Consider the following 26,277-nt stretch of genomic DNA (forward strand, 5'->3'; position numbering starts at 1 on the left):
CACGGAGCACCGAGCGCGCTCTAGCAACATTGTCCGCGAGGCAGCGCCGCAGGGATGGCGAGTACGCACATACCCCCGCGGCCCCGCACCCACAGACGGACCCAAGGCGCAGACCCCAGCCCAAAGCACACCCGCCCCCGCCCCCGCCCCCGAGGCACAGCCACACCTCAGCGAGGCAACGTCAGGCCCCAGGCCAGCGGCCGCACCGTCCACGTCCGCGTCCGCACCGGCCCCGCCACCGCCGCATCCGCCCGGTACCGGAAGTCCGCCCCCGACACCGTCACCGTCCGCGCCCGCACCCGCAACGGCGCGGCCCCCGAACCAGGCCCCGGCCCCGGCCCCAGCCCCGCACCGGCCCCCGCCCCCGCCCCCGACCGCGCCCGCCGCACCTCCACCTGCGCCAGCCCCCCGTACACCTGAGACACCCGCACGTCCTCCACCGGCTCGTCCAGATCCACCAGCGTCACCCCGTCCGCCTCGACCCGCAGCCGCGCGGGCACCTGCGCCCCCGCCCCGGCCCGCGACGGCCGCGCCGCCAGCGTCCGGACGAACGACTGGCAGCTCCGCAGCCACGCATGCCCCTCGCCGCCACCACCGGCGCCCACCCGGGACACCGACACCCCGGCCCCGGCAGCCGCCGGAGCCTCAGCGGGCCCCAACAGACCCGCACCCCTACCCGTACCCACACCCGCACCCGCCCCGGCCCCCGGCCCCGCACCCGCCCCCGCCACCGGCGGAATCCGCAGATCGCCCAGCACCACCCCGTCACTGTCGTCCACCAGCAGATCCAGACGGCGCTCCGCGCCCTCCAGGACCGCCCGCGCCGCCGCCACCGCCCCCGCCGGCACCCCCAGCGCCCGCGCCAGCGTCTGCGCCGCGCCCACGGGAACGACCGAAAGCCCGCACCCGGCGAGCTCCCGCTCACGGTGGAGCGAGCCGACCGCCCGCAGCAGCGCACGGTCGTCCCCGACCACCACCAACCGCCGCGAACCCCTCCTGGCCAGCGCTTTCGTGAAGTCCTCCGGCCCGTCGGGGAGGCAGATCCGGACCGCGGCGCCCGCCCCGAGCACGTCCTTCGCGATCCGTACCGACTCACCGTCCGTGCGCCGGGCGACCGGGTCGATGACGACTAGGAGCTGGTCGCGAGCCGACAAGGTGCGCCCTTTCTTTTAGCCGTTCTTTGAGACCTCGGGTAGCATCTTTGTGCAAGAGCCCCTTGCGCTATTGCGCCAGGGGCTTCGTCTATTCCGGGGCAGCATCCAAGGCACACCCATACGGCGGCTACGGCCCCTGACCTTGGACATGCCCCGCCCGGAAGGGGTGTACGCCTGTGCCCGCACTTGTGCTGCTCGGTGCTCAGTGGGGTGACGAAGGCAAGGGAAAGGCCACCGACCTGCTCGGTGGCTCGGTGGACTATGTGGTGCGCTACCAGGGCGGCAACAACGCCGGCCACACGGTCGTCGTAGGCGACCAGAAGTACGCGCTGCACCTCCTCCCTTCCGGGATTCTCTCCCCGGACTGTGTGCCTGTCATCGGCAATGGAGTCGTCGTCGACCCGTCGGTCCTGCTCTCCGAGCTGAGCGGTCTGAACGAGCGCGGCGTCGACACGTCGAAGCTGCTGATCAGCGGCAACGCGCACGTCATCACGCCGTACAACGTGACCGTCGACAAGGTGGGCGAGCGCTTCCTCGGCAAGCGCAAGATCGGCACCACCGGCCGCGGCATCGGCCCGACCTACGCCGACAAGATCAACCGCACCGGCATCCGCGTGCAGGACCTCTACGACGAGTCGATCCTGACGCAGAAGGTCGAAGCGGCCCTGGAGCAGAAGAACCAGCTCCTGACGAAGGTCTTCAACCGCCGCGCGATCGAGGCGGAGCAGATCGTCGAGCAGCTCCTGGAGCACGGCGAGAACATCAAGCAGTACGTCGCCGACACCACGCTGATCCTGAACAACGCGCTCGACGAGGACAAGGTCGTCCTGTTCGAGGGCGGCCAGGGCACGCTCCTGGACGTGGACCACGGCACGTACCCCTTCGTCACCTCCTCGAACCCGACCGCGGGCGGCGCCTGCACGGGTACGGGCGTCGGCCCGACGAAGATCAGCCGTGTCATCGGCATCCTGAAGGCGTACACCACGCGTGTCGGCGCGGGCCCGTTCCCGACCGAGCTCTTCGACCAGGACGGCGAGGACCTGCGCCGCATCGGCGGCGAGCGCGGTGTCACCACCGGCCGTGACCGCCGCTGCGGCTGGTTCGACGCCCCGATCGCCCGCTACGCGACCCGCGTGAACGGCCTGACGGACTTCTTCCTCACCAAGCTCGACGTCCTCACCGGCTGGGAGCAGATCCCGGTCTGCGTGGCGTACGAGATCGACGGCAAGCGCGTCGAGGAGCTTCCGTACAACCAGACCGACTTCCACCACGCGAAGCCGGTCTACGAGATGCTGCCGGGCTGGTCCGAGGACATCACCAAGGCCCAGACCTTCTCCGACCTGCCGAAGAACGCGCAGGGTTATGTGAAGGCCCTGGAGGAGATGTCCGGCGCGCCGATCTCCGCGATCGGCGTGGGTCCGGGCCGCACCGAGACGATCGAGATCAACTCGTTCGTCTGAGCCTGAGTCTGAGCCCGGGCCCCGGCCTGGGTCGCTCACTCGAAGGGGTGGGTCGCGCGAAAGTGCGACCCACCCCTTCCGCGTGCCCGGCGAGACTGCGGGCATGACAGCGACCGGCGTTACCGTGGGAGGGCATCTCCGTCATGCCCGAGCGAGGAGTAGGCCGATGAGCGCGCAGCCGGTGGAGCCAGAGGTACGGCAGGTCACCTATGAGCAGCTCACGGAACTCGTCGAGTTCATCGAGGCCAAAGAGGACGACCACGGCCACGTGGTACGGGCAGACATCACGAACCAGGAGATCACCGTCCACATGATGTCCCCGTCGAAGCCGCATGGCCAGATCGTGATGGAGATCGGATTCCAGATCCGGTCCCAGGACCCGGAGGCGGTAGTTCTCGCCGAAACACGGGTCGACCACCCTGAGCTCGGCATGAGCCGCACTGCTGATCTCCTCGCCATGACGAAGGAAGCGCACGAGCAGGAGACCGCGGACTTCGCAGCGTTCGCGCCCGACGTATCCGTGGCCGTCGAAGTCGTATCCCCTTCGGATCCGGGCCGTGACTACGTCACCAAACTCCGTGAGTACCCTCGCATGGGCATCCCGGTGTACGTGATCATCGACCCCCGTGACGGCACGATCACCGTGCACTCGGGCCCCGACACCTCCGCGGGCGAGCCCCGTTACGCCGACGCCCCGCGCCACTACAAGTTCGGTGACACCGTGCCGATGGGGTCGTGGTCGGTGGACACCGGAACGTTCCCCCGCTACCGCTCCTGAGCGCTGCCGGGGTCGGACGCGGGATGCGGTGTCCGCCGGTTCGTCAGCCCTTGTCCTACCTCAGTTCTTGTCGTACGTCAGCTCCCCGCTGCCGTCGGTGTTCGCGCGCCGCAGCTTTCCGTTGCCGAGGATCGTGACGACGCTCGGATCGCCCGGGGTGCAGGACGTCATCGGCTCGCCGGCCGTGATCACGGTGGGGCCGATGTGCAGGCGGTCGTCGGACGCGGACTGCAGCTTGCCCTCGAAGACGCAGTGGTAGGTGCCGCCGTCGTCCCGCGGGCCGTCCGCCGTCACCGTGAGGACCGTGTCGCCCTCCTCGCCCTGCCGGAGCGTGAGTTCGCGGGTGCTGTGGCCGCTCTTGGTGTCCAGGCCGCCGCTCCAGGAGCCCAGGAACTTCTCCGGGACGGTGCCGCCGTCCTCGTCCGAGGCCGACGGTGACGGGCTCGCGCTGCTCGGGCCGGGCGTCGACGCCGAGGGGCCCGGGGTCTTGGGGGAGCTGTTGGCGCTGTTCTTGGCGTCGTCGGCCTTGTCGTCGGTGCCGTCGCCGTTCATGACGGCGTAGACCGTGCCGCCCGCTCCGAGGGCCACTATCAGCGCGACCACGATCAGCGCCGCCGTGGAACGCCCGCTGCGGCGCGGGGGTTCGGGCGGCGGGACGGGCCCGTAGGGGGGCGTGGCGCCGGGCCCGTACGGGGGCGTCGGCCCGTAGCCGGGCGGCAGTTGAGGGGCCTGCTGGGGGAACTGCGGATAGCCGTAGCCCGCGGGCTGGGCGTACTGCTGCGGATAGCCGTACCCGGGAGCGCCCGGGGCGCCCGGTGGGGGCGTGCCGGGTGGGGGCGTGGGCGGCGGGGCCTGTCCGGACACCATGGTGGGCAGGTGGTCGAGGGGCGCGGCGGGGCCGGGGCTCCCGGGCGGCGGAGGCGGGACCTCACCGTCGCGCCGCCCGCCGCCCGGACCGTCGCCGCTGCCGTCCCCCTCACCCTTCGCGTCACCGTCCCCCTTCGCGTCACCGGCACCGGCACCCGCGCCCGCGCCGACGGCCCCGACCGCCCCAGCAGCCGCGGCCCGCGCCGGGGACGGGACCCCGTCGACCGCTCCCGCCTTCCCGGCGGGCGCCCCCGACGACGTCTCCTCGGGATCCTCGGAGTCCAGCAACTGCACGGCGTGCCGACCGAGTTGGGCGACGAGGGCGCCCGGCAGCCAGGGGTCGAGCGTGCGGCCGTCGCCGAGCGCGTCCGCCGCGCCCGTGCGCTCCTGGATCTCGTCGAGGGAGGGCCGGGCGGCCGGATCCTTGCGCAGGCACGCGCCGATCAGCTCGGTGAGGCTCTCGGGGAGCCCCGTCAGGTCCGGCTCCTCCTGCGCGATGCGGAACATCAGCGCGTGCACACCGCTGTTGGCCGTGCCGAAGGGCAGCGCCCCGGAGGCCGCGTAGGCGAGGACGGAGCCGAGGCAGAACACGTCGCACGCCGGGGTGATGCGGTCCCCGCGCACCTGCTCGGGGGCCATGAACCCCGGCGAGCCGACCAGCGCGCCCGTCCGGGTCAGGCCGCCGTCGGTGACCGTCTCCAGCGCGCGGGCGATGCCGAAGTCGATGACGCGCGGCCCGTCGATGGTGACCAGGACGTTCGACGGCTTGAGGTCGCGGTGCACGATGCCCGCCGCGTGGATGTCCCTCAGCGCGCCGGCGAGCCCGGCCGCCAGGATGTTCACCGACCGCTCGGGCAGCGGTCCGTGGTCGTGCGAGACGACGCTCTGCAGCGAGGGCCCCGCCACGTACCCCGTGGCGACCCACGGGATCGCCGCCTCCGTGTCCGCGTCCAGGACGGGCGCCGTCCACGCGCCGCCCACCCGCCGCGCGGCCTGCACTTCCTGCCGGAAGCGGTTCCTGAACTCGTCCTGTTCGGCGAGCTCCTGGCGGACCAGCTTGACCGCCACCGTACGTCCGCGGTCCGACCGCGCGAGGTACACCTGTCCCATGCCGCCGGCGCCGAGCCGCGCCAGCAGCCGGTACGCGCCGATTCTCTGCGGATCCCCGGGCACGAGCTTCTCCATCGCCGCACCGACCTCCCCCACTGGTGTGCAACAGAGTGAGGATAGTGCGCGGGCACGACAGGGTGGAGCGGGCTTCGCTCTACGGTTGCGTAACGGGTTGGCCTACGGGGGCCGGGCCGGGCGGCTCGGGGTCCTTCAGGACGGATTGCACGGCCCGCAGGGCACGGCGCATGCGCGCGCCCTCCTCGCACTCGTCGGTGCGGCATCCAGGGCACCCCGGCGTGTGCCCGCGCAGGCGGTTGGTGAGCAGGTGCGCGGCCCCCTCCGGGCTGAACACCGAGAAGACCAGCGGCGCGCTCATCGTGTGCCTGCCCGCTGCGGGTCGCGGGCCAGGTGGATGAGCGCGGCGACCGACGGAATGGCGCACAGGTCGCCGACGACCCGGGGACGCACTGCCCAGTACAGGCCGGTCGGTCCGGTGAGGTCGGATGCGGGGACACTCAGGAAGTGGCCGGCTCCCAGCATCGGGGCCTCCTCCGGGTAGCGCCACCGGGCGAGCGGGTACGGCTCGACCAGTGCGTGGTAACGGTGCTGCACCCGGTTGTGGAGGACCGGTCCACCGAGCAGCTCGGCGAGCGTCGCGATGACGATGTCCGGGTCATCGGTGCCCACTCCCGCGTGGACGGTCCGGGCTGACAGGCAGACGGAGTTGAAGCGGACGCCGAGCGGCAGCAGCGTGATGCCCGTTTCCGCCCAGTCCGCGTGCGCCTGTTGCGGCGCCGCCTGGGCGCGCGCCAGCCAGTCGAAGGCGGCGCTGAGCAGATGCGGAGCATCGCTGCTTTCCGCAGCGGAGGCTCGGTGCGTGAACTCGGCCATGTCGACTCCTGTCAGTCGGCCATGCCCCGGGGCCGTTGGCACGGTCGCCGGGGCGCTGTCCTCCCATCGAAGTGCGTCGTCAGTACGGGTGGAGGGGCCCACCGGGGGGCCCGCCAGGGGCCTGTCGCCCAGTAACTTGGCGAGGAGGAGGCCCCTGCATGGACGACGCGAAGACGGCACGCCGCACGTTCGGTGCGTATCTTGCTGCCCTGCGCAAGCGAGCGGGCCTCTCGCAAGCGCAACTCGCCTCCCGGCTCTGCCTGCTCAGCGGAACGGCCACCCTCACCCGCAACGAGATCTCGCGGTGGGAACGCGGAGAGCGCGTACCCGGCGCCTGGCTGGCGTCCCTGAGCACGGTCTTCTCCTTGCCGTTCGATGAATTGGAGCACGCGGCCGCGGTCGCACGCGGCGAGGCCGCCGAGCAGCCGCAGGACGACCACCCCCACGCCATCGTTCTGGCGCGGGCGGGATGGTTGCTCGCCCACGACGATGCCCACGGCGCCGACCATGTCGCAGACGCGGCGATCCAGGTATGGCGATCCGAGCGCTCGAAGATCACTGGAGGAGACAAGGCGCACCTGCGCGTGGTCGCCGAACTCGCGGAGATCGCCGGGTGGTTACTGTTCGACGCGGCACGCCGCGAAGAGGCGCGCGCTGCCTGGTTGGAATCCCTCCACCTGGCACGCAGCGCGGGCGACCATCCCATGCAGTGGTTCGCCATGGATCTTCTGTCCTTGGAAGCGGTTGAGAGCGGGCGGCTGGGCGAAGCACTGGCGCTGTGCGAGGAGATCACCGGGCGTGGAGTGCCACCCCGAGTCGCCCTCCTTACCGAGCTGCGGCGTAGTCGTGCCCTCGCCGCGGCCGGTGACCAGGCGCGCGCACGACACGCGATCGGAAAGGCGCGCAGCAGTCTGGAGGACTCCCTCAACCCTCGTGACCCTGGATGGTCATGGTGGGTCAACGACCTCGAAGTCACCGGTCACGAGGCGGAAGTCGCCCTGCTCCTGGCTGACCCGGCACGCGCGGTGCCCCGCTTCGAGCGGGCCCGAGCGCTGGTCGACTCGATCAACCCGGTCGGACGTGGAGCGCTGTACTACGCAACCGCCGAACTGGACGCCTTGGTACGCAGCAACTCGTGGCGCGAGGCCGAGCAGCCACTGTTGCGGCTTCCGGCGATCCTGCGCAACGTGACCTCGTCGCGCAACCGCAGGCGCCTGCGCACGACCTTGCGCGTCCTCGAGAGGGACGGCCCGCGTTGGCTGGCCGACACGGCGCGCGAAGTCGTAGCACCCTCACCGCATGCCGGGTTGGGGGAGGGGACGTGAGCCAGGCCCCGCGCCGGGCCCGTCGAGCACGGCGGCCAGGCGCTCCAACACCCGGACCGTCTCCTCGAATCCGTCCGTGCCGAGCGCCTCCGCGAGCCGGCCCGCGAGCCCGGCGTGGCCCGGCGCGATCTTCGCCACGGCGGCCCGCCCCGCGTCGGTCGGCCCCAGCAGCTTGGCGCGGCGGTGGGCGGGGTTCGGGGCGTACGCGGCGAGGCCGTCCCGCACCAGCAGGTCGGCGACGCGCTGCACGCTCTGCCGGGTGATGCCCATGACGCGGGCGATCCCGGCCACCGGCAGCGGCTCGTGCAGGACGGCGCCGAGCACCTGCCAGCGGGCCGCGGTCAGGCCCGCGGGACCGGCCAGCTCCTCGGAGAGCGCGAGGAACTGGCCGTTGAGGCGGAAGACGGTCAGGGCGGTGCGGGTGAGCAGGTCCTGTGCCGCCCGGCTCGTGTGTTCGGTCATCTGCCGTCCTTAGGTCAGGAGTTGAGGGTCTCGTACGCGGCCGGGTCGGAGTCGTGGAAGAGGCGGTACCAGGCGTCGAGCTTCTCGCCGTCGAGGACGTCGCCGAGCCGGCCGAAGATCTCCCGGGCGAACGCGACCGGTTCGGTCGGGCCTGCCGTGATCAGGTCGCCGTCGGTGACGGCGTCCGCCTCGACGTACCGTTCGCCGCCCCGGTATCCGGTGGCCGCCAGGTACACCGACGCGGCGCTGGTGTGCGCCCGGTCGTCGAGGAGCCCCTCGCGGGCGAGCCCGGCCGTCGCCCCGCAGATGGCGCCGACCGGCACGCCCGCGTCGAGGAAGGCGCGGGCGGTGCGCGCGAAGGGGGCGAGGTCGTCGCTCGTGTCCCACAGGTCGGCGCCCGGCAGGACGAGCAGCGAGCTGTCCTCGGGGCGCACTTCGTCGAGGGTCAGGTCGGACTGGACGCGCAGGCCGCCGATGGAGGTGACCGGGACGGCGGAGGGGGCGACCGTGCGGACCTCGTATCCCGACCGGGCGAGCCAGGCGGTGGTGTGGCCGGTCTCCCAGTCCGCGAACGTGTCGTAGAGGGCCAGGTGCACGGGTTTGCGGGACGTGACGGACATGACGGCCTCCTCGGGCGCTGCGGCTACGTAAGCATGCTGTCAAATCGACAGCATGCTGTCAATGGGCCGTGGAGGGGCCCGCCGCATCGTTAACGTCCACAGGGGGCGGCCTTAACCCGCGCTTCCCTAGCGTCCTCGGCATGGAAAGCACCCTGACCCTCGGCGCCCACCTGGGCCTCGATCTCGCCGCCGTCGCCCTGCTGACCTTCGGTGTCTTCTATCCGCGGCACCGCAGGCGCGAGCTGGTCCCGGCGTATCTCGCCCTGAACGTCGCGCTGTTCGCGGTGGTCGCCGGGCTCGGGACGGTCGGCGGCAACGGCGGACTCGCCCTCGGCTTCGGGCTCTTCGGCGTGCTCTCGATCGTGCGGCTGCGCTCCGACGCGCTCCAGCACCAGGAGGTCGCGTACTACTTCATCACCCTGGTGCTCGGGCTGCTGTGCGGTCTGCCCGGGATGAGCCTCGCGGTGGCCGCGCTGCTCGCCGGCGTACTGCTCGCGGTGATGTACGGGGCGGACCACCCCCGCCTGTTCGCGCGCGACCGGCGGACCGTCGTCACCTTGGACGCCGTGCACCGCGACGAGCGGGCCCTGCGGGCCGAGCTGGCCCGGCGCCTCGGCGAGCCGCTCGGATGGACCGTCCGGGAAGTGGACTACGTACGCGACCTCATGGTGCTGGAAGTCCGTTTCCGTCAGCCGGAACCTTCGGCGCCGTCCCGGGAGTTGACGGGACGACGACGCACGACCCGGTCCGACACGATCGCCCCCAGGTACCCGAAGGAGACCGTGTGAACCCCGCCGTACGCGCCATCGGCCGCGCCGCTCTCGCCGCGCACCCCATCGCGCTCGACGAAGTGAACGCCAGGGCGGAGCTGCTCGCCCGCTACGACAACAGCTATCTCGTGCCGGTCGCGATATTCGAGGACCTCGCGGCCCTGCTGACCGACCCCCGGCGGCCCAGCGGCCCCTTCCGGGCGCTGAGCATCGGCGGAAAGCGCTGGTTCCGCTACCACTCGACGTACTACGACACCCCCGGGCTCGGCACGTTCCACGACCACCGGCAGGGCCGGCGGCTGCGCTACCGGATCCGTGAGCGGGTCTACCGGGACAGCGGCGAGCGGCAGTTCGAGATCAAGCTGAAGAGCGGGCGCGGCGAGACCGTCAAGCACCGTCAGCGCCTCGAAGGGGACGACCACGCGCTGGACGCGGTGCGGCTCGGCTTCCTCGCCGGGGTGCTCCGCGGCTCGTACGGCATCGAGGCGCCCGAAGGCCTCACGCCGTCCCTCGTGACCGACTACCAGCGGGCCACGTTCGTCGCCGACGGGCAGCGCGTCACGTGCGACGCGGGTCTCGTCGTACGGGACACGGTGACCGGCCGCAGCGCCGCCGCCGACAGCGGCCTGGTCCTGGTGGAGACCAAGACCAGGGGCCGGCTGACCGAGGCCGACCGGGTGCTGCACCGCTTCGGCGTGCGGGCCGCGGACTTCACCAAGTACTGCGGCGGGTATGCGGCGGTCCGCCCGGAGCTCGGCGTCAACAGGTGGGCGAGGGCGGTCCGGACGGCGTTTCCCCGGGAGGCGCTGGCGGGAAGGTGAGGGTGACGCGGGCGCCGGTGGTCTCCTCCCGGGTCCCGGCGCCGCCGCTCGCCGTCTCGAAGCGGCCGTTCGCCTCCTCGGCGGTGCGGCGGGCGATGTCCAGGCCGAGGCCCGTGGAGCCCGCGCCGCTCGTGCCGCGGTCGGGGGCCGTGCCGCCGGGGAAGCCGGGGCCCTCGTCGGTGACGGCCAGCTCGGCTCCGCCGGCGGGCGTGCGGCGGACCGTGATGGTGAACGCCGTGCCCTGGGGCGTGTGATCGAGGACGTTGCCGATCAACGCGTCCAGGGCGGCGGCCAGTTCGTCCGCGGGGACCGGCACCGGGACCGGCTCCCCGTGGGGCGGTGTCGTGACGCGGGTGGCGCGGTTCTGGTCCTCCGCCAGCGGCTCCCAGAACGCGGCCCGCTCCCGCGTCACCGCCGCCAGGTCCGCGCGCGGCGCCTCGCGCAGGGGGCGCCGCGCCTTGCGGATCACCTCGTCGACGCTGTGTTCGAGGGCGGCGACGTCCGCCGTGATACGGCGGGCCTCGTCCGTGTCGCGCAGGGTCTCCGCGTCCAGCCGCAGGGCGGCGACCGGGGTGCGCAGCCGGTGGGCGAGGTCGGCGGCGTTCTCCCGCTCGGCGGTGAGCAGTTCGTCGATGCGGGCGGCGAGCCGGTTCAGCTCGCCCGCGATCAGCCGGAGTTCGGGCGGGCCCTCCGGCTCCGCGCGGGCCGTCAGATCGCCCGCGGCGAGCCGGTCGGCGGTGCGGGCGAGGCGGCGGGTGGCGCCCACCAGACGGGCGCCGAGCCGGTCGGCGAGCAGCAGCCCGAGCAGGACGAGGCCCACCCCGATGCCGGCGAGGACGAGCCAGGACGCGAGCGTGCCCGCGTACAACTGCCTCTCCGTCAGCGTCACCTGGACGACCGCGGTGCCGTCCTTCGCGCCCTGGACGGGGACGAGGACCAGGCGGGCGCCGGAGCTCGTCTCGTAGGTGAAGGCGCGGCCGGTGCGGGCGAGGCGGATGGGGTCGGTGCCCGCGGGGGAGCGGTGCGCGCGCGGGCCTATGACGTCGTCGTCGGCGAGGATCAGCGAAGTGGTGGGCAGATCGGGGCCGTTGACGCTCTCGACCGTCTGTTCCGCCGTCTCGCGCTCGTCGGGGGTGGCCAGGGCGGGGCCGAGGGCGTGCGCGACCCACTGGGCGCGGGCGGTGGCCTCGGCGGTGGCGCGGTCCGCGGCGTGGGTGCGGGTGAGGAGGGTGAGCGGGACGAGGAGGGCGGTGAGGACCAGGGCGGTGGTCGCCGCGGTGAGCAGGAGGAGGCTGCGGCGCATGGCTCAGTCCGTGTCCTGCTCGGCGTCCTGGTCGGCGTCCTGCTCGGCGTCCTGGGTGGCCCGGCCCGCAGGCCCGTCGGGTGCCGCGAGTTTCACGCCCACCGTGCGGACCGTGTGCAGGTAGCGGGGGTGCTGGGCGGTCTCGCCCAACTTCCGGCGCAGCCAGGACAGGTGGACGTCGACGGTCTTGTCGGCGCCGCCGAGGGGCTGTTGCCAGACCTCGGCGAGGAGTTCGCGGCGCGAGACGACCTGGCCGGGGCGGCGGGCCAGATAGGCGAGCAGGTCGAACTCGCGGGGCGTGAGGTCGAGGGCGGCGCCGTCCAGGGTGACCTCGCGGGCGGCCGGGTCGACAACGAGGGCGCCGACCCGCAGCGGCTCCTCGGTCTCGGCGGCGCCGAGCCGCCGCAGCACCGCCTTGACGCGGGCGTCCAGTTGGGCGGCGCCGAACGGCTTGACGATGTAGTCGTCGGCGCCCGACTCCAGGACGGCGACCATGCCGGTCTCGTCGTCGCGGGCGGTCGCCACGATGACGGGGACGTCGCTGACGGCGCGGAGCATGCGCAGCACTTGGGCGCCGTCCACGTCCGGCAGCCCCAGGTCGAGGACGACCAGATCGGGGCGGCCGGTCATCGCCGCGTCGAGGCCCGCCATGCCGCTCGGGGCGGTGGCCACGGCGTGGCCCTTGTCGCGCAGGGCCCGGACCAGCGCGCCGCGGAGCTGGGGGTCGTCCTCGACGACGAGAAGATGCGCCATACAACCACCGTAGTCAGGGGCAAGGGAAGCACCCTTGTCGGGGCCTTGACCGGACGTTGGGAAACGATGCGGCACAGTGGCGCCATGAGGAAGTGGCGGAACGCCGTCGTCACGGCGGCGTGGGTGGCCGTGGGCACGGCGGCGGGGGCGCTGGGCGCCTGGCAGTTGGCGAGTTCCGACGGTTCGGGGGGTGCGGCGCACAGTCGTCCGCTGGACGAGGGGGCGGTACGGAAGGCCTTGGCGGCGGCGTCGTCGTCTCCGGGCGCCCCGTCGCGGGCGCACCCGCCTCGCTCTGGACGGCCGAGTCCCGCGCCGCCCTCCGCGGGCTCCACGGCGCCGACTCCGGAACGCTCGACGGTCCGCTTCACCGGGGGTTCGGCCACGGCGGAGTGCCGGGCCGACGGGACGGTCTACCTGGTCTCGTGGAGTCCGTCGGACGGCTTCCACATCGACGACGACGTGGAGCGGGGGCCCGCGCGGGTGGCGCGGGTGGAGGCGGAACCGGGGGACGACGTGGACGGGGACGACCTGCACTACGAGATCCGCTGCGCGGAGGGGGTGCCGGGGGCGCGCCCCGCCCCGGACGACTGAGCCCCCTCCGGGGCGGGGTGAGGTTCCGCGGCGCGGGCGGGTGGGGGTGCCCGCGCCCCTCTGGCCCCTGGGCCTTGTTGGTCGTCGCGCGGGTCGGTGGGGGTTGCTCGCGCAGTTCCCCGCGCCCCTAGGTAGGCCCCCCGACGCCACCCGCCAAGCCCCCCCGGATGTCCCAGGGGCGCGGGGAACTGCGCGAAACCCCGGCTCCGTGCGCGGAACGGTGGACGTCCGGGAGGGCTACTCAGGGGCGCGGGGAACTGCGCAATCGCCCCGGCTTCGCGCGCGCAACGGTGGACGTCCAGGGGTCCTACTCAGGGGCGCGGGGAACTGCGCGAAACCCCGGCTCCGTGCGCGAGACGGCGGACGTCCAGGGGGCCCACCCAGGGGCGCGGGGAACTGCGCGATCACCCCGGCTCCCCGCACCGAACGGCGGACGTACAGACAGGCCCGCCCAGGCCACACGACAGTGTGTCGCGTTACGGCGATGCCGCCCGACAAGACGCCCATGTCCCGTCCACTCCGTGGACATCTACCCTCGGCCCATGACCCCTCAGCCGAATCCCCAGGTCGGCGCCGCCGTGAAGGCCGCGGACCGCGCACACGTGTTCCACTCCTGGTCCGCACAGGAGCTCATCGACCCCCTGGCCGTCGCCGGCGCAGAGGGCTCGTACTTCTGGGACTTCGACGGAAACCGCTACCTCGACTTCAGCAGCGGCCTCGTCTACACCAACATCGGGTACCAGCACCCGAAGGTCGTCGCCGCGATCCAGGAGCAGGCGGCGACCATGACGACCTTCGCCCCCGCCTTCGCCGTGGAAGCCCGCTCCGAGGCCGCACGCCTCATCGCCGAGCGGACCCCCGGCGACCTGGACAAGATCTTCTTCACCAACGGCGGCGCCGACGCCGTCGAACACGCCACCCGCATGGCCCGTCTGCACACGGGCCGCCCCAAGGTGCTGGCCGCCTACCGCTCGTACCACGGCGGCACCCAGCAGGCCATCAACCTCACCGGCGACCCGCGCCGCTGGGCCTCCGACACCGGCACCGCGGGCGTCGTCCACTTCTGGGCGCCGTTCCTCTACCGCTCCCGCTTCTACGCCGAGACGGAAGCGCAGGAGTGCGAGCGCGCGCTCCAGCACCTCGAGGACACCATCGTCTACGAGGGCCCGCAGACCGTCGCCGCGATCATCCTGGAGACCGTCCCGGGCACCGCCGGCATCATGATCCCGCCGCCGGGCTACCTCGCGGGCGTCCGCGCCCTCTGCGACAAGTACGGCATCGTCCTCGTCCTCGACGAGGTCATGGCGGGCTTCGGGCGGACCGGCGAATGGTTCGCCGCCGACCTCTTCGAGGGCGTCGTGCCGGACCTCATGACCTTCGCCAAGGGCGTGAACTCCGGGTACGTGCCGCTCGGCGGCGTCGCCATCTCCGGCGAGATCGCCGAGACCTTCGCCAGGCGCCCCTACCCCGGCGGCCTCACCTACTCCGGCCACCCGCTGGCCTGCGCCGCCGCCGTCGCCACGCTGAACGTGATGGCGGAGGAGGGCGTCGTCGAGCACGCCGCGAGGCTCGGCGCCGAGGTCATCGAGCCCGGCCTGCGCGCGCTCGCCGAGCGCCACCCCTCGGTCGGCGAGGTGCGCGGCGTCGGCATGTTCTGGGCCCTGGAGCTGGTGAAGGACCGGGAGACCCGCGAGCCGCTGGTGCCCTACAACGCCACCGGCGAGGCCAACGCCCCCATGGCCGCGTTCGGCGCTGCCGCCAAGAAGCACGGCCTGTGGCCCTTCATCAACATGAACCGCACCCACGTCGTCCCGCCCTGCAACATCACCGAGGCCGAGGCGAAGGAGGGCCTCGCGGCGCTCGACGAGGCACTGTCGGTGGCCGACGAGCACACGGTGTGACCCGAGGGCCCACGCACACGGCGTGACCCGGAGCCCCCGCACACCGGGTGACACGTCCTCACCTGCGGTGACAGCGGACGGGGGGCCGGATTCCGGCTCCCCGCCCCGCAACCCCGACCACGTAGTCTGACGTGCTCGTAAGCAAGAGCCAGACCGAGACGACCACGTCAGACTCCGCGGGGGAACCCAGATGCCCGGCACCGACGGCCCCGCCGTCATCCGCAGCACTCTGCGCCAGCAGATCGCCGACGCCCTACGGGACGAGGTCCTGGCCGGCCGCCTCGAACCGGGCCAGGAGTTCACCGTCAAGGAGATCGCCGAGCAGTACGGCGTCTCCGCGACCCCCGTCCGCGAGGCGCTGGTGAACCTCACCGCGCAGGGCCTGCTCGACGCCGACCAGCACCGCGGCTTCCGCGTCCACGAGCACACCCTGGCGGAGTACCGCGCCATGCTGGAGGCCCGCGGCCTGGTCGCCGACGGCATCTTCCGCGACCTCGCCGAGCACGGTGCCCGCCGGGACGTCTCCGACGCCCTGATCGCCGTACGCCGCCGCGGCGAGGAGGCCGCCCGCGCCGCCTGCGCCGGCGACCTGACCGTCCTGATCGGCTACGACCTGCGTTTCTGGCGCGAGCTCAGCGCCCTCTTCGGCAACCCCCACCTCTCCGACTTCCTGCACCGGCTGCGCGTGAAGTCCTGGGTCTGCGCCGTCACCCACCTGCGGCGCTGGTGCGAGAGCAGCGGCGAGGACCTGCGCGGCGTGCTGTGGTCGCGGCACACCGAGCTCGTCGACGCCCTGGCCCGCCGCGAGCCGCGGACCGCCCACGCCATCGTCGTGGAGTACAACGCGCACTCCCTGGCCCTCATCGAGCGGCTGGCCGGCGCATGAGCGTCGACCTGACCGTCGTCGTCCCCGCGTACAACGAGGAGCGCCGCCTCGGCCCCACCCTGGACGCCCTGCGCGAGCACCTGGAGCTCACCGACCGCGGCGCGTGGGAGCTCATCGTCGTCGACGACGGCTCCACCGACCGCACCGCGGAGATCGCCGCCGACGCGGCCGCCGCCGACCCGCGCATCCAGCTGCTGCGCGGCGACCGCAACCGCGGCAAGGGCCACGCCCTGCGCCTGGGCGTCCTGGCCTCCTACGGCCGCCGCGTCCTGATCACCGACGCCGACCTCGCCGCGCCCATCGAGGAGCTCGACCACCTCGACAAGGCGCTCACCGACGGCCACGCGGCCGCGATCGGCTCCCGCGCCCGCCCCGGCGCGTCCATCGGCGCCCACCAGCACCGGCTGCGCGAGCTCCTCGGCCGCACCGGCAACTTCCTCATACGCACGGTCGCCGTCCCCGGAATCCGCGACACCCAGTGCGGCTTCAAGCTCTTCGACGGCGACCGGGCCCGTGAGGCGTTCGCCGCGTCCCGGCTGCACGGCTGGGGCATCGACGTCGAGATACTGCAGTACTTCCGGCGGGCCGGCTGGCCCGTCGCCGAGGTGCCCGTGCGCTGGTCCCACCAGGAGGGATCGAAGGTCCGGCCGCTGGACTACGTACGGGTCCTCGCCGAGCTGACCGCGCTGAAGGCCCGCGCGGTGCGCCGCGCCGACGTCCTGGCCGGCCTCCTCTTCCTGGCCCTGTCCGTGACGCTCTACTCCGGCCGCTGGGCGGCCCCCGCCTCCCGCTACTTCCCGGACTCCATGCAGGACCAGAACCAGTGGGAGTGGTTCTTCGCGGTGACGGCGGACAACGTCCGCCACCTCCACAACCCCCTGTTCACCACCCTCCAGAACGTCCCGGACGGCGTGAACCTCATGGCCAACACGGTCATGCTCGGCCTCTCCGTGCCGCTCGCCCCCGTGACCTGGCTGCTCGGCCCCGCGGTCGCCCTGAACGTGGCGATGACCGGCGGCCTCGCCGCCACCGCCGTCTCCTGGTACTGGCTGATCCGCCGGCTCCTCGTCCCGCACCGCGGCGCCGCCGCCGTCGGCGCCGCCCTCGCGGCCTTCGCACCCCCGATGGTCAGCCACGCCAACGCCCACCCGAACTTCGTCGTCCTGTTCATGATCCCGCTGATCATCGACAGGACGCTGCGGCTCTGCGAGGGCACCCGCGTCGTGCGCGACGGAGTCCTCCTCGGCCTCTTCACCACGTACCAGATCTTCCTCGGCGAGGAGCCGCTCCTCCTCGCCGCGCTCGGCATCCTGCTCTTCGTCCTCGGCTACGCCGCCGCGCGCCCGGAGGCGGCGAAGGCCGCCTGGCGCCCGCTCGTCCGGGGCGTGGGCATCGCGCTCGCCGTGACCGTGCCGCTGGTCGCCTTCCCGCTGTACTGGCAGTTCTTCGGGCCGCAGAGCTACAAGAGCGTGCTGCACGGCGAGAACGCGGGCAACGGCCCGCTCGCCTTCCTCTCCTTCGCCGAGCGCTCCCTCGCGGGCAGCGCCGGGAGCTCCGACCACCTCGCGCTCAACCGCACCGAGCAGAACGCCTTCTACGGCTGGCCGCTCGTCGCCCTGGCCTTCGCGATCGTCGTACGGCTCTGGGAGCGCGCGGCGGTCAAGGCGCTCGCCGTCACCGTGCTCGGGGCGGCGCTGCTCTCGCTGGGCCGCGAGATCCGCCTCCCGTTGACGGACGTCGTCCTGCCGGGCCCGTGGGCGGCGCTCGCCGGCCGCCCGCTCTTCGAGTCCGTCATCGAGGCGCGCGTGGCGATGGTGTGCGCCCCGGCGCTCGGCATGCTGCTCGCGCTGGCCCTCGCCCGCCTGGCGGCCGCCCCGCGCCGCGCCGCGTACCGGTACGCCGGTCTCACGGCCGCCGTCCTCGCGCTGCTGCCGATCCTGCCGGCGCCGCTGACGGCCGTGGAACGGGCCGAGGTGCCGGAGTTCGTCGCGCAGGGCACCTGGCGGCGGTACGTCGGCGCGGACGAGACCCTCGTCCCGGTGCCGGTCCCGGACCCCGCCAACGCGGAGGGCCTGCACTGGCAGACCAGCGCTCACCTGGCCTTCCGCATCCCCGGCGGCTACTTCAACGGCCCCTGGGGCCCGGACCGCGTCGGCATCTACGGGCCCCCGCCCCGCAACACCTCCAACCTGCTGCGCGAGGTCCGCGACACCGGCCGCGTCCCCGAGATCACCCCGGCCTGGCGTGCGGCGCTCCGCGAGGATCTGCGGTTCTGGAAGGCGGGCGTCCTGGTCCTCGCGCCGCAACCGCACGCCTCCGCGCTGCGCACCACCCTGAGCGAGCTCCTTGGGCGCCCCGGAAAGTGGGTAGGCGGCGTATGGGTATGGGACGTGCACCGGGGCAAGTGAGGGGCGGCGACGGGCCGGAGACCCGGGTGCGCACGAGGGCAGCCAAGCGCCCCGGGCCCGACTACGCTGCCTGCACGCCGGGCGACGCACAGCGACCGAGTACCCCGACCGAGTACCCCGACCGACCCGATCGACCGACCCGAGGAGTCCTTCTTGGCCTGCGACCTGTGGCTGGTCCCCCTCGTCGACGTGCTGTGCCACAGCGCCGACAATCCCTTCGCGGAAGAGCTCGCCGTCTACGACAAGGCGCTGCACGAGGCCGGACTCCCGTCCGTCCCGGTCTTCGCCTACATGCCGGGCCTCTCCGGCGACGTGGCCCCGGTCGCGGGCTTCGACTACGACGCGCTGCACTTCCTGCGCCGCGCCTACCTCCTGCAGATCTGCGGCCTGGAGGTCACGCCGGTCGACGCCTTGGGCGGTGACTACGAACAGCTCCTGGAGATGTTCGACGCCACGGCCCAGCAGTCGCACCTGGTCTGGCACTACGACCACGCGGGCGCCTACGTCCCGGTGGACTTCCCCGCCCCGCTCTCCAACGACGAGCTGCTCGCCGGCGGCGGCCCGCTGGGCTCCTCGCACGCGCTCCTGCGCGAGCTGGAGTACGTGGCCCCGTCCATCGGCATAGACCCGGCGAACCCGCCCGCGCCCCCGGCCGCGCCGCGGGCCCCCACGTCCCTGGAGGAGCCGGCGACGGTGCCCCCCGCGGACGCGAGCCCCTTCGCGCGCGAGCGGCACGTCTGGCTGGGCCTGCACGCGGCGGCGACCCGCAGCCTGGCCCAGGGCTCGATGATCGTCTACAGCTGACGGGGCCGGGCCGGGGCGCGGCCGAGCGATGAGTTCGCCCGGTCCGGACGGTCTGTATGGCAGGGAGTCCGGACGACACAGGAGAAACCAGTGCAGCAGCTGCTGAAGGTCCAGAACTTCGCCGTCTCGGAGGACGGCTTCGGCACCGGTGAGGGACAGAGCCTGGAGCGGCCGTTCGGCCACGCCGATCCGTACGCCCTGATGTCCTGGGCGATCGCCACGGCGAGCTGGCCGAACCGCACCGACCCCGGCGGCAGCCGGGGCCTCGACGACTACTTCACGCGCGACTTCGCCCACGGCATCGGCGCCGAGATCATGGGCCGCAACAAGTTCGGGCCGCAGCGCGGGCCCTGGCAGGACCACGAGTGGCGGGGCTGGTGGGGCGACGAGCCGCCGTTCCACACCCCGGTGTTCGTCCTGACGCACCACCCGCGCCCCTCCTTCACGCTCTCCGACACCACGTTCCACTTCGTCGACGGCGAGCCGGCCGAGGTCCTGGAGCGGGCGAAGGAGGCGGCGGGCGGCAAGGACGTACGGCTGGGCGGCGGCGCGACGACGGTCCGGGAGTTCCTGGCGGCCGGCCTCGTGGACACCCTGCACGTGGCGGTCGCGCCGGTGAAGCTCGGCTCGGGGGTCCGCCTGTGGGAGTCCTCCGACGAGCTGCTCGACCGCTATCACCGGGACGTGGTGCCGAGCGCGAGCGGCGTGACGCACCACCTGTTCTGGCGGAAGTGACGAAAGCGCCCGAAGGGCCTCCTCGGAAGGGGGGGGCTCAGCGCGGCTCCGGCGGTCGCTGCCGCGGCATGTTCGGCCGGGCCCCGGGCGGCATCGGGAACCGCCCGGGGGAGGCCGGCGCCTCCCGGGGCGGCCCCCCGCCCGGCACCAGCGCCTGCATGGCCAGCGGCACGGGCCCCGACCGGAACTCCACCATCCAGTCCGACGTCTCCGCCCTGACCAGCTCCGTCACGTCCTCGGAGAACTTCCGCAGCACCCCGAGACACCGCTCGGCGGCCTCCCCCGCGGTGCCCTCCGTGGGCCCGAGGACCTCCCGGACGCTCTCCGAAGCCCAGTCGAACTGCAGCACCTGGAGCCGCCGCTGCACGGCCTGCGCGGTCGCCACGTCCCGCATCCACCCCGACGTCAGCCCGAAGAACCGGTCGCACCCCACGCACGCCACCCCGGCCAGCAGCGAGACGAACCCCCAGGTGGCGACGGGCCCCACCGCGCCCGCCAGATCCAGCAGCGGCAGCACCCCGCCGCCCACGGCGCCCAGCGCGGCGCCCACCCGCAGCGTCCGGGCGGCGAGGCGCTTGCGCCCGCGGTCGGTGAGGTACCACTCGGCGGTGTCCAGGGCGCCCCGCTCCACCCAGCGGTACAGCTCGTCGAGCCGCTCGGCGGGCTCGCCCCAGTCGCCGAGGGGGAAGGCCCGTCCGGTGAGATCGCCGAGCCGCGCCCCCGGATGCGGACCGGCGCCCCCGGACCCCGGACCGGCCCCCGAACCCTGCCCCTCGGGGGGCACCCCCTCGGGCTGCATCTCCGGCTGGCTCACCCGGTACTCCTCTACGAGATCGCGCGTAATCGACGCTAAGTCCTACCGCCCAATGGGTGGCCATGAGACCGGATTCACGGCTTTTCCGCCCGGAAGAGGTGCTTGATCAGGTATAGGAAGACGGCTGATCTCACTCGAAAGAGTGCCGGCGAGAGTGCTGGGGCGACCCGCCCGCCGACCACGTAGGCTCGTTCCAGGCGGAGAACCCCGCCAGACGGACCCGTACGAAACGGAGCTGATCGTGATCCCCGGTGGTGGCCAGCCCAACATGCAGCAGCTGCTGCAGCAGGCCCAGAAGATGCAGCAGGACCTCGCGGCCGCGCAGGAGGAACTGGCGCGCACGGAGGTGGAGGGCCAGGCCGGCGGCGGCCTCGTCACGGCGACGGTCAACGGCTCGGGCGAGCTGCGCGGCCTGGTGATCGACCCGAAGGCGGTCGACCCGGAGGACACCGAGACGCTGGCGGACCTGGTGGTCGCGGCGGTCCAGGCGGCGAACGAGAACGCGCAGGCGCTCCAGCAGGAGAAGCTGGGCCCGCTGGCGCAGGGCCTGGGCGGCGGCGGCATCCCGGGGCTTCCCTTCTAAGAAACCCCCCGGCCAACTACCGTACGTAGAGAGCCGACACCCTCCAGAGGACCTCAGGAAAGGCGTTCCGTTGTACGAAGGCGTGGTTCAGGACCTCATCGACGAGTTGGGCAGGCTGCCCGGCGTCGGTCCCAAGAGCGCGCAGCGGATCGCCTTCCACATCCTCCAGGCGGAGCCGACCGACGTCCGCCGCCTCGCGCACGCCCTGATCGAGGTGAAGGACAAGGTCCGCTTCTGCGCGACCTGCGGGAACGTGGCGCAGGAAGAGCTCTGCAACATCTGCCGCGACCCGCGCCGCGACCCGTCCGTCATCTGCGTCGTCGAGGAGCCGAAGGACGTCGTGGCGATCGAGCGTACGCGCGAGTTCCGGGGGAAGTACCACGTCCTGGGCGGCGCGATCAGCCCGATCGAGGGCGTGGGCCCGGACGACCTGCGCATACGGGAACTGCTCGCGCGTCTCGCGGACGGCACGGTCACGGAGCTGATCCTGGCCACCGACCCGAACCTGGAGGGCGAGGCCACGGCCACGTACCTCGCGCGCATGATCAAGCCCATGGGCCTGAAGGTCACCCGCCTGGCCAGCGGACTCCCTGTCGGGGGAGATCTGGAATACGCGGACGAGGTCACCCTGGGCCGCGCCTTCGAGGGGAGACGACTCCTAGATGTCTGACGCCACGCTGAACACCGTGACCAACAATCCGGACGACTTCGCGGTCCAGATCTCCGACCAGATCGAGAGCTTCATCGTCTCGGTCCGCGAGGTCGCGAAGGGCGACGAACCGGATTCGGCCGTCCCCTTCCTCCTCCTGGAGGTCTCCCAGCTCCTGCTCGCCGGCGGCCGCCTGGGCGCGCACGAGGACATCGTCCCCGAGGAGCGCTATGAGCCGGACCTCGGCCCGGAACAGGACGTCGACGACCTGCGCGAGCGCCTCGCCGCCCTCCTGAACCCGATCGACGTCTACTCCGAGGTCTTCGACCCGTACGAGCCCCGCAAGGCGCCGGTGGCCTGCCGCATCTCGGACGACCTGGCGGACGTCGTCGCCGACCTCTGCCACGGCCTGGCCCACTACCGCGCGGGCCGCACCACGGAGGCCCTGTGGTGGTGGCAGTTCTCCTACTTCTCGAACTGGGGCTCCACCGCCTCGGGCGCCCTGCGCGCCCTCCAGTCCCTGGTGGCCCACGTCCGCCTGAACCAGCCCCTGGAGGACCTGGACGGCCTGGACACGGACGAGGACCTGACGGAGGACGCGCTGGAGGAGGCGGCGGGCCGGGTCATGGCGGAGGAGATCGCGGGCCCGCTGGGCCTCAGGACGGTCAAGTAGGGCCGCGCGGCGGGCGGTTCATCTCACCGGCCCGGCCCGCCGCGCGTGTCTGTGAGCGTCAGGCCTTCCAGTTGATGTCGGTGGCCCTGAGCGCGTACTTGCCGCAGTCGCCCTCGAACTTCCAGTAGCCCTTGCCGACCCAGTCGCCGTAGTGCGTCTTGTTCGAGCACACCGTCACGGTCCGCGCCTTGCCGCGCGTCACGTGGCAGTCGGCGGACCAGGTCGAGCTGCCGGTCTTCCAGTTCTTGCAGCTGTAGCCGTAGTCGTTGGCGCTCGCCGCGCCGGGCAGGGCGACGAGCATTCCGCCGGCGATGAGGGTGGTGGCCGCGGCGGCACCGAGGCCGCGTATGACGCGCTTCATGTTCTCTCCATGGTCAACTGCTCACGTGCTGGCGGCACGGGGCGGTCGACGGACCCCCCGAACCGTTCCGGATGATCTTATGTCCCCTTCGCCCCGCCGATCACCGCGAGCAGCTGGTCCGCCGCCACGTAGGGCGCCGTAGGCGTCGGTTCCGAGTACCACTGGAGCGGCCAGGTGTTGCCGTTGAGGGCGGGGACGCCGACGTACGTCACCGTGCGGCACCCCGCGCCGCCGAACCGCTGCACGCCGAGCGGCCAGGGGTGGTCCTTCGAGGCGCCGGGCGCCACGAGGAAGTACATCCACCGGAAGCCGACGGCCTCGCAGACGACGGGCCCGGCGTCCCCGCCCGTCGCCTCGACCAGACCGGCGGCGACCTGTTCCCCGCGTACGCCCTGGATGCGGAGGGCGTCGAAGTGGACGCCGGACACGCGGAGTTGGTGCCCGGCCACCGGGACCCACTCGGGCCAGTGAATTGCGTTCGTCATGACTACAGCGTGGGGGTGGCGGGTTACGCTCGGTAGTGACTCAGGTGGTACACGCCGGGGTGTACCGGTCGGAGGTGGGCTCTGTGTCCGTTCAGTACAACCCGACGTGGCGGTACGGGGGGAACCAGCTGAAGCGGTGGCGGATGAAGGCGAACGTCACGCGAGAGGAGCTGGGGGCTGCCGCCCATTACGCGCCCGACACCATCAAGGCGATGGAGCAGGGTGTCCGCATGCCGACGCCGCGCGTGCTGGACGCGGCGGACGAGTTGTGCGGGGCGCAGGGGATGCTCAGCGCCGCGAAGGAGTACGTGAGGGGCCAGAAGTTCCCGGCCCGGGCCCAGGACTTCATGGAGCGCGAGCGGGAGGCGATCAGCCTCTGGTCGTACGAAGCGACCCTGATCCCGGGGCTGTTGCAGACGAAGGGCTACGCGACCGCGCTGATCGGTAATCGCCATCCGCCCTTGGATGACGACACGGTCGAGAGCAGGATCGCCGCGCGACTGGAGCGCCAGAGTCTGCTGGCCAGCAACCCTCCCGTGGCCTTCAGTTACGTGCTGTACGAGGCCGTGCTCCGAACTCCGCAGGTGGACAGGGAGCAGCTGCTCCACCTGCTGGACATGGGGCAGCGGCGGAACATCACCCTCCAGGTGCTCCCCTTCGCGTGCGCCATCCCTGCGGCGCTGCTCGGGCCGATGGTCCTGCTGGAGACCCGCAGCCACGAGAGGCTCGCCTTCGCGGAAGGGCCGCTGATGAGCGAACTCAGCGATGACCCGGAAGTGGTCTGCACGACGACGGAGCGGCTTAGCATGATCCGCACGGAGGCTCTCAGCCCCGCTAAGTCAGCTCCTTTCATCGAGCGGATGGTGGATGGCCAGTGAGTGACGCGCTGAAGTGGTTCAAGTCGAGCTACAGCGACGACGAAGGCGGCAACTGCGTCGAAGTCGCCCTGGACCGGAGCGAGTTCATACGGCTCCGCGACTCGAAACTCCCCGCGAGCCCCGAGATAACCGTCACCGCCCCCGCGTGGTCCGCGTTCGTCGCCGCAGTTCAGCCCGGGGCTTGAGCCTCGGGTCCCGAGCTCTTTCCTTGGGTTGGGCAACCGCTGGGAAAAGCCCAACCAGCTAACCCAGAGCGGAAGTTGGGGAGCACGTCACCCTCAAGGGTGACGTTCCGTGGTCAGCTTGCGTCGGAACGTAAAGCCGCCCTAGGTTCGCGGCAATAGAACGGCCCCGGACGGTGCGCCAACACCAGTTCCGAGGCCTAGTCCTACGAGTCGAACGAGGATCGACCGTGACTTGCTCACAGCCTAATCCCGTCCTGCCCTCCCCGTCCCACCCGATGGCCAAAACGGGGTACGGGAAGCGCTCCGTGGATGACGAATCCCCGCACACCGAAGCCGATTTCGGTCGCGTGTGCCAACGGGACGGCGAGATCGGGACGTTCCTTCACCACCTTCAGGAAGGTGCCGCCATGGGACACAAAGCCGTCGCGTCCGAGCACCCCAACTACGGCCAGCAGGCGGTGCGGACATCAATGGGTCGCCTGTCCCTCGCCGGGCACATCCGCTGGGTCAAGGAGCACATCACCGCCGAGGACAACACCAAGCGCTGGGTGACCAGGACGTACTGGTCGGGAAAGCCCAGGTCGGTGGAGTGGTGGACCGAGTTCGTGGAGGCCAGGCACGGGCGTGACGTAACTCCTTCCTACCAAGGCGGACTTGCTCACCTCAGGGGCCCTGACTCGGATCCGGAGGCGGATCCCTCGGCCGCTGAAGCCGCGCCGCGGAACCCGGACCAGTCGGGCGTCGCGCCGGAGGAGAGCCCCGCGTACCGCGCTCTGGCGAGTCTGCGTGCCACGGACCCCCGTATGTCCCTCTCCGACGCCGACTGCCGGGCACTGGAGGCACTCGCGGCCGAGTGGTTGGCGCGAGGGGCCACCGTAACCGAGATCGTCAGGGCCCTGACCTGCGGACTTCCTGACACTGTCCACAACCCGGGCGGGATCGCTCGTACGCGGTTGGAGAGCAAGATGCCCCCGAAGCCCTCGGCGCCGCCTGCCCTCCGGGCCCGCATCGACCGTGCCGTGATGATGTGCACGATGTGCGAGGAGTACCTGCCCGGCGCGCGGCTCATCAGAGGTCTCTGCGTCGACTGCTACGCGGAGCTCGTGCCGGAAGCGGCGGGGAAGGCCCCCGGGACCCTTCCGGCGACGTTCCTCCCCGCCTCCCGGCATGCGCCGCAGGTCGACGTCGCCGAACGGGTCGATGCGCTGCGTCGCGCGGCGGGCCTCAAGGGTGCCAAGGCATGACGTCCGGTGCTGAAGAGCGGCCACAGATGACCCCCGATGACTTCGAGGAGCTCGCCCGCGAGGCACCGGAGACCGTGACGCTCGAACTCATCGACGGGAAGCTGGAGGTGCGGCCCATGCAGGACGGTAACCACGGTGAGATCGTCATGTGGCTGACGAGGCAGTGCATGCAGCAGCGACCTGAGCTGGGCCTGTACCACGGGCGGGGAATGGCGATCGCGGGCCGCCTGGCGGGCAGGGCCAGACCCGACGGGGTGCTCGCTCCGATCGGAACCTTCGCGGGACAGGGGGAGTGGGCCGACCCCGGCGGTGTCGTCATGACGGTCGAGGTCACTTCGTGCGACGGCAGTCATCGTCATCGCCGCGCGTATGCCCGCGCGGGCATCCCCGTCCACCTCCGCGTCGACAGGGGCGACGACTCCCTGACCGTGTTCAGCGATCCCCTAGACGGTGACTACCGGCAGGCCTCTTCCCATGCGTACGGCGCCACCGTCACGCTCCCCGCCCCCGTCGCCGTCACCCTGAACACCGAGCAGCTGAAGAACCACGCCGTCTGAGGCCCTCGGCCAGAGCCCCGCCCGAGCCCGCCAGACCCTGTGACCCGCCCCACTTTCGGAGTGCCCCGCTCCGGAGCGGGCATGTGCCAAGCCGAGCGGTCGGAACGTACTCCCCGAAGAACGGGGCCGTACGCCCGTGGTGATCAGGTTGTGAGCGGGACATCTCACGATGTGATATAGCCGAGGCGAATTTCGGCCGCTCGTTAAAC

Annotated in this window: 28 protein-coding genes; 18 read left to right on the top strand and 10 right to left on the bottom strand. The window is 72.3% G+C overall.

Features of this window, described 5'->3' with window-relative positions; genetic code table 11:
• Positions 1-167: 167 nt before the first annotated feature.
• Positions 168-1,154 (bottom strand): diacylglycerol kinase family protein, encoded by a 987-nt coding sequence (locus tag ACZ6B8_RS14630; RefSeq protein WP_471607429.1) that lies wholly within the window; start codon positions 1,152-1,154, stop codon positions 168-170.
• 176 nt (positions 1,155-1,330) lie between these two features.
• Here ACZ6B8_RS14630 and ACZ6B8_RS14635 point away from each other — a divergent pair, with 176 nt between their 5' ends.
• Both ACZ6B8_RS14635 and ACZ6B8_RS14640 read left to right on the top strand, forming a co-directional pair.
• Complete coding sequence (locus ACZ6B8_RS14635; protein ID WP_471087027.1) at positions 1,331-2,614, top strand: adenylosuccinate synthase; 1,284 nt, start codon at positions 1,331-1,333, stop codon at positions 2,612-2,614.
• Positions 2,615-2,780: 166 nt separating this feature from the next.
• On the top strand, positions 2,781-3,392 hold the full coding sequence (locus ACZ6B8_RS14640) for a Uma2 family endonuclease (RefSeq protein ID WP_471607430.1): 612 nt from the start codon (positions 2,781-2,783) through the stop codon (positions 3,390-3,392).
• 60 nt (positions 3,393-3,452) lie between these two features.
• On the opposite strand, the gene ACZ6B8_RS14645 is transcribed toward ACZ6B8_RS14640, so the two are convergent.
• Together ACZ6B8_RS14645 and ACZ6B8_RS14650 are read right to left on the bottom strand one after the other, a co-directional pair.
• Positions 3,453-5,444 carry a serine/threonine-protein kinase gene (locus tag ACZ6B8_RS14645; RefSeq protein ID WP_471607431.1) on the bottom strand — a complete coding sequence of 664 codons (1,992 nt, stop codon included), beginning with the start codon at positions 5,442-5,444 and terminating at the stop codon, positions 3,453-3,455.
• Positions 5,445-5,741: 297 nt separating this feature from the next.
• Complete coding sequence (locus tag ACZ6B8_RS14650) at positions 5,742-6,260, bottom strand: hypothetical protein (RefSeq protein ID WP_471607432.1); 519 nt, start codon at positions 6,258-6,260, stop codon at positions 5,742-5,744.
• A 158-nt stretch (positions 6,261-6,418) separates the two neighbouring features.
• On the opposite strand from ACZ6B8_RS14650, the gene ACZ6B8_RS14655 reads away from it, so the two are divergent.
• Positions 6,419-7,585: a helix-turn-helix domain-containing protein gene (locus ACZ6B8_RS14655; RefSeq protein WP_471087039.1), complete on the top strand. Its 1,167-nt coding sequence runs from the start codon at positions 6,419-6,421 to the stop codon at positions 7,583-7,585.
• Here the strand turns inward: ACZ6B8_RS14655 and ACZ6B8_RS14660 are convergent.
• Both ACZ6B8_RS14660 and ACZ6B8_RS14665 read right to left on the bottom strand, forming a co-directional pair.
• Complete coding sequence (locus ACZ6B8_RS14660) at positions 7,553-8,047, bottom strand: MarR family winged helix-turn-helix transcriptional regulator (protein ID WP_471607433.1); 495 nt, start codon at positions 8,045-8,047, stop codon at positions 7,553-7,555. The two genes, ACZ6B8_RS14655 and ACZ6B8_RS14660, sit on opposite strands and share 33 nt — an antisense overlap.
• A 14-nt stretch (positions 8,048-8,061) precedes the next feature.
• Positions 8,062-8,667, bottom strand: coding sequence for a DJ-1/PfpI family protein (locus ACZ6B8_RS14665; RefSeq protein ID WP_471607434.1), 606 nt, complete (start codon positions 8,665-8,667; stop codon positions 8,062-8,064).
• A 140-nt stretch (positions 8,668-8,807) separates the two neighbouring features.
• On the opposite strand from ACZ6B8_RS14665, the gene ACZ6B8_RS14670 reads away from it, so the two are divergent.
• Positions 8,808-9,455, top strand: coding sequence for a DUF4956 domain-containing protein (locus ACZ6B8_RS14670; protein WP_471087048.1), 648 nt, complete (start codon positions 8,808-8,810; stop codon positions 9,453-9,455).
• Positions 9,452-10,258, top strand: a complete 807-nt coding sequence (locus ACZ6B8_RS14675; RefSeq protein WP_471087051.1) for a VTC domain-containing protein — start codon at positions 9,452-9,454, stop codon at positions 10,256-10,258. The genes ACZ6B8_RS14670 and ACZ6B8_RS14675 overlap by 4 nt, the downstream gene beginning before the upstream one ends.
• Here the strand turns inward: ACZ6B8_RS14675 and ACZ6B8_RS14680 are convergent.
• Entirely contained in the window at positions 10,197-11,561 is a 1,365-nt protein-coding gene (locus ACZ6B8_RS14680) for a sensor histidine kinase (RefSeq protein WP_471087054.1), read from the bottom strand. The two genes, ACZ6B8_RS14675 and ACZ6B8_RS14680, sit on opposite strands and share 62 nt — an antisense overlap.
• 3 nt (positions 11,562-11,564) lie before the next feature.
• Positions 11,565-12,314, bottom strand: a complete 750-nt coding sequence (locus ACZ6B8_RS14685; protein ID WP_471607435.1) for a response regulator transcription factor — start codon at positions 12,312-12,314, stop codon at positions 11,565-11,567.
• A gap of 84 nt (positions 12,315-12,398) precedes the next feature.
• Here ACZ6B8_RS14685 and ACZ6B8_RS14690 point away from each other — a divergent pair, with 84 nt between their 5' ends.
• The 6 genes from ACZ6B8_RS14690 (at position 12,399) to ACZ6B8_RS14715 (ending at position 19,639) form a co-directional block, all read left to right on the top strand.
• Positions 12,399-12,905 (top strand): hypothetical protein, encoded by a 507-nt coding sequence (locus ACZ6B8_RS14690; RefSeq protein WP_471607436.1) that lies wholly within the window; start codon positions 12,399-12,401, stop codon positions 12,903-12,905.
• A 542-nt stretch (positions 12,906-13,447) separates the two neighbouring features.
• Positions 13,448-14,806 carry an aminotransferase class III-fold pyridoxal phosphate-dependent enzyme gene (locus ACZ6B8_RS14695; protein ID WP_471087063.1) on the top strand — a complete coding sequence of 453 codons (1,359 nt, stop codon included), beginning with the start codon at positions 13,448-13,450 and terminating at the stop codon, positions 14,804-14,806.
• A 190-nt stretch (positions 14,807-14,996) separates the two neighbouring features.
• A complete protein-coding gene (locus ACZ6B8_RS14700) occupies positions 14,997-15,692 on the top strand; it encodes a GntR family transcriptional regulator (RefSeq protein ID WP_471087066.1) in 696 nt (231 codons plus the stop codon).
• Positions 15,689-18,100 carry a dolichyl-phosphate beta-glucosyltransferase gene (locus ACZ6B8_RS14705; protein WP_471607437.1) on the top strand — a complete coding sequence of 804 codons (2,412 nt, stop codon included), beginning with the start codon at positions 15,689-15,691 and terminating at the stop codon, positions 18,098-18,100. The genes ACZ6B8_RS14700 and ACZ6B8_RS14705 overlap by 4 nt, the downstream gene beginning before the upstream one ends.
• 153 nt (positions 18,101-18,253) lie before the next feature.
• Positions 18,254-18,904 (top strand): hypothetical protein, encoded by a 651-nt coding sequence (locus tag ACZ6B8_RS14710; protein ID WP_471087072.1) that lies wholly within the window; start codon positions 18,254-18,256, stop codon positions 18,902-18,904.
• A gap of 90 nt (positions 18,905-18,994) precedes the next feature.
• Complete coding sequence (locus ACZ6B8_RS14715) at positions 18,995-19,639, top strand: dihydrofolate reductase family protein (protein ID WP_471607438.1); 645 nt, start codon at positions 18,995-18,997, stop codon at positions 19,637-19,639.
• Positions 19,640-19,676: 37 nt separating this feature from the next.
• Here ACZ6B8_RS14715 and ACZ6B8_RS14720 read toward each other — a convergent pair whose 3' ends face one another.
• A complete protein-coding gene (locus ACZ6B8_RS14720) occupies positions 19,677-20,453 on the bottom strand; it encodes an SLATT domain-containing protein (RefSeq protein ID WP_471087078.1) in 777 nt (258 codons plus the stop codon).
• A 241-nt stretch (positions 20,454-20,694) separates the two neighbouring features.
• Between ACZ6B8_RS14720 and ACZ6B8_RS14725 the strand changes: the two genes are divergently transcribed.
• From ACZ6B8_RS14725 to ACZ6B8_RS14735, 3 genes are all read left to right on the top strand, one after another.
• Positions 20,695-21,036 carry a YbaB/EbfC family nucleoid-associated protein gene (locus ACZ6B8_RS14725; protein WP_358709940.1) on the top strand — a complete coding sequence of 114 codons (342 nt, stop codon included), beginning with the start codon at positions 20,695-20,697 and terminating at the stop codon, positions 21,034-21,036.
• A gap of 70 nt (positions 21,037-21,106) precedes the next feature.
• Positions 21,107-21,706: a recombination mediator RecR gene (gene recR, locus ACZ6B8_RS14730; RefSeq protein WP_471087083.1), complete on the top strand. Its 600-nt coding sequence runs from the start codon at positions 21,107-21,109 to the stop codon at positions 21,704-21,706.
• The gene (locus ACZ6B8_RS14735; RefSeq protein WP_471087086.1) at positions 21,699-22,358 is read left to right on the top strand and encodes a DUF5063 domain-containing protein; all 660 of its coding nucleotides are present in this window, start codon (positions 21,699-21,701) and stop codon (positions 22,356-22,358) included. The genes recR and ACZ6B8_RS14735 overlap by 8 nt, the downstream gene beginning before the upstream one ends.
• A gap of 58 nt (positions 22,359-22,416) precedes the next feature.
• Here ACZ6B8_RS14735 and ACZ6B8_RS14740 read toward each other — a convergent pair whose 3' ends face one another.
• Both ACZ6B8_RS14740 and ACZ6B8_RS14745 read right to left on the bottom strand, forming a co-directional pair.
• Positions 22,417-22,719 carry a hypothetical protein gene (locus tag ACZ6B8_RS14740; RefSeq protein ID WP_471087089.1) on the bottom strand — a complete coding sequence of 101 codons (303 nt, stop codon included), beginning with the start codon at positions 22,717-22,719 and terminating at the stop codon, positions 22,417-22,419.
• A gap of 77 nt (positions 22,720-22,796) precedes the next feature.
• Positions 22,797-23,204 (bottom strand): hypothetical protein, encoded by a 408-nt coding sequence (locus ACZ6B8_RS14745; RefSeq protein ID WP_471087092.1) that lies wholly within the window; start codon positions 23,202-23,204, stop codon positions 22,797-22,799.
• Positions 23,205-23,287: 83 nt separating this feature from the next.
• On the opposite strand from ACZ6B8_RS14745, the gene ACZ6B8_RS14750 reads away from it, so the two are divergent.
• The 4 genes from ACZ6B8_RS14750 (at position 23,288) to ACZ6B8_RS14765 (ending at position 26,068) form a co-directional block, all read left to right on the top strand.
• Positions 23,288-24,082 (top strand): helix-turn-helix domain-containing protein, encoded by a 795-nt coding sequence (locus ACZ6B8_RS14750; RefSeq protein ID WP_471087095.1) that lies wholly within the window; start codon positions 23,288-23,290, stop codon positions 24,080-24,082.
• On the top strand, positions 24,079-24,267 hold the full coding sequence (locus ACZ6B8_RS14755) for a DUF397 domain-containing protein (protein WP_471087098.1): 189 nt from the start codon (positions 24,079-24,081) through the stop codon (positions 24,265-24,267). The genes ACZ6B8_RS14750 and ACZ6B8_RS14755 overlap by 4 nt, the downstream gene beginning before the upstream one ends.
• Positions 24,268-24,674: 407 nt before the next feature.
• Positions 24,675-25,511 (top strand): hypothetical protein, encoded by an 837-nt coding sequence (locus ACZ6B8_RS14760; RefSeq protein ID WP_471087101.1) that lies wholly within the window; start codon positions 24,675-24,677, stop codon positions 25,509-25,511.
• Positions 25,512-25,537: 26 nt separating this feature from the next.
• Positions 25,538-26,068: a Uma2 family endonuclease gene (locus tag ACZ6B8_RS14765; protein ID WP_471087104.1), complete on the top strand. Its 531-nt coding sequence runs from the start codon at positions 25,538-25,540 to the stop codon at positions 26,066-26,068.
• Positions 26,069-26,277 lie beyond the last annotated feature (209 nt).

The organism is Streptomyces sp. NPDC041122 (genome assembly GCF_055592445.1).

Excerpts from the sequence above, each read along its gene's own strand:
- ACZ6B8_RS14760 (WP_471087101.1), top strand. The coding sequence starts at position 24,675 with ATGGGACACAAAGCCGTCGCGTCCGAGCACCCCAACTACGGCCAGCAG.
- ACZ6B8_RS14765 (WP_471087104.1), top strand. The coding sequence starts at position 25,538 with ATGACCCCCGATGACTTCGAGGAGCTCGCCCGCGAGGCACCGGAGACC.
- ACZ6B8_RS14740 (WP_471087089.1), bottom strand. The coding sequence starts at position 22,719 with ATGAAGCGCGTCATACGCGGCCTCGGTGCCGCCGCGGCCACCACCCTC.
- ACZ6B8_RS14695 (WP_471087063.1), top strand. The coding sequence starts at position 13,448 with ATGACCCCTCAGCCGAATCCCCAGGTCGGCGCCGCCGTGAAGGCCGCG.
- ACZ6B8_RS14670 (WP_471087048.1), top strand. The coding sequence starts at position 8,808 with ATGGAAAGCACCCTGACCCTCGGCGCCCACCTGGGCCTCGATCTCGCC.
- ACZ6B8_RS14685 (WP_471607435.1), bottom strand. The coding sequence starts at position 12,314 with ATGGCGCATCTTCTCGTCGTCGAGGACGACCCCCAGCTCCGCGGCGCG.
- ACZ6B8_RS14640 (WP_471607430.1), top strand. The coding sequence starts at position 2,781 with ATGAGCGCGCAGCCGGTGGAGCCAGAGGTACGGCAGGTCACCTATGAG.
- ACZ6B8_RS14645 (WP_471607431.1), bottom strand. The coding sequence starts at position 5,444 with ATGGAGAAGCTCGTGCCCGGGGATCCGCAGAGAATCGGCGCGTACCGG.
- ACZ6B8_RS14665 (WP_471607434.1), bottom strand. The coding sequence starts at position 8,667 with ATGTCCGTCACGTCCCGCAAACCCGTGCACCTGGCCCTCTACGACACG.
- ACZ6B8_RS14680 (WP_471087054.1), bottom strand. The coding sequence starts at position 11,561 with ATGCGCCGCAGCCTCCTCCTGCTCACCGCGGCGACCACCGCCCTGGTC.
- ACZ6B8_RS14660 (WP_471607433.1), bottom strand. The coding sequence starts at position 8,047 with ATGACCGAACACACGAGCCGGGCGGCACAGGACCTGCTCACCCGCACC.
- ACZ6B8_RS14650 (WP_471607432.1), bottom strand. The coding sequence starts at position 6,260 with ATGGCCGAGTTCACGCACCGAGCCTCCGCTGCGGAAAGCAGCGATGCT.
- ACZ6B8_RS14700 (WP_471087066.1), top strand. The coding sequence starts at position 14,997 with ATGCCCGGCACCGACGGCCCCGCCGTCATCCGCAGCACTCTGCGCCAG.
- ACZ6B8_RS14735 (WP_471087086.1), top strand. The coding sequence starts at position 21,699 with ATGTCTGACGCCACGCTGAACACCGTGACCAACAATCCGGACGACTTC.
- ACZ6B8_RS14745 (WP_471087092.1), bottom strand. The coding sequence starts at position 23,204 with ATGACGAACGCAATTCACTGGCCCGAGTGGGTCCCGGTGGCCGGGCAC.
- ACZ6B8_RS14655 (WP_471087039.1), top strand. The coding sequence starts at position 6,419 with ATGGACGACGCGAAGACGGCACGCCGCACGTTCGGTGCGTATCTTGCT.
- ACZ6B8_RS14705 (WP_471607437.1), top strand. The coding sequence starts at position 15,689 with ATGAGCGTCGACCTGACCGTCGTCGTCCCCGCGTACAACGAGGAGCGC.
- ACZ6B8_RS14690 (WP_471607436.1), top strand. The coding sequence starts at position 12,399 with ATGAGGAAGTGGCGGAACGCCGTCGTCACGGCGGCGTGGGTGGCCGTG.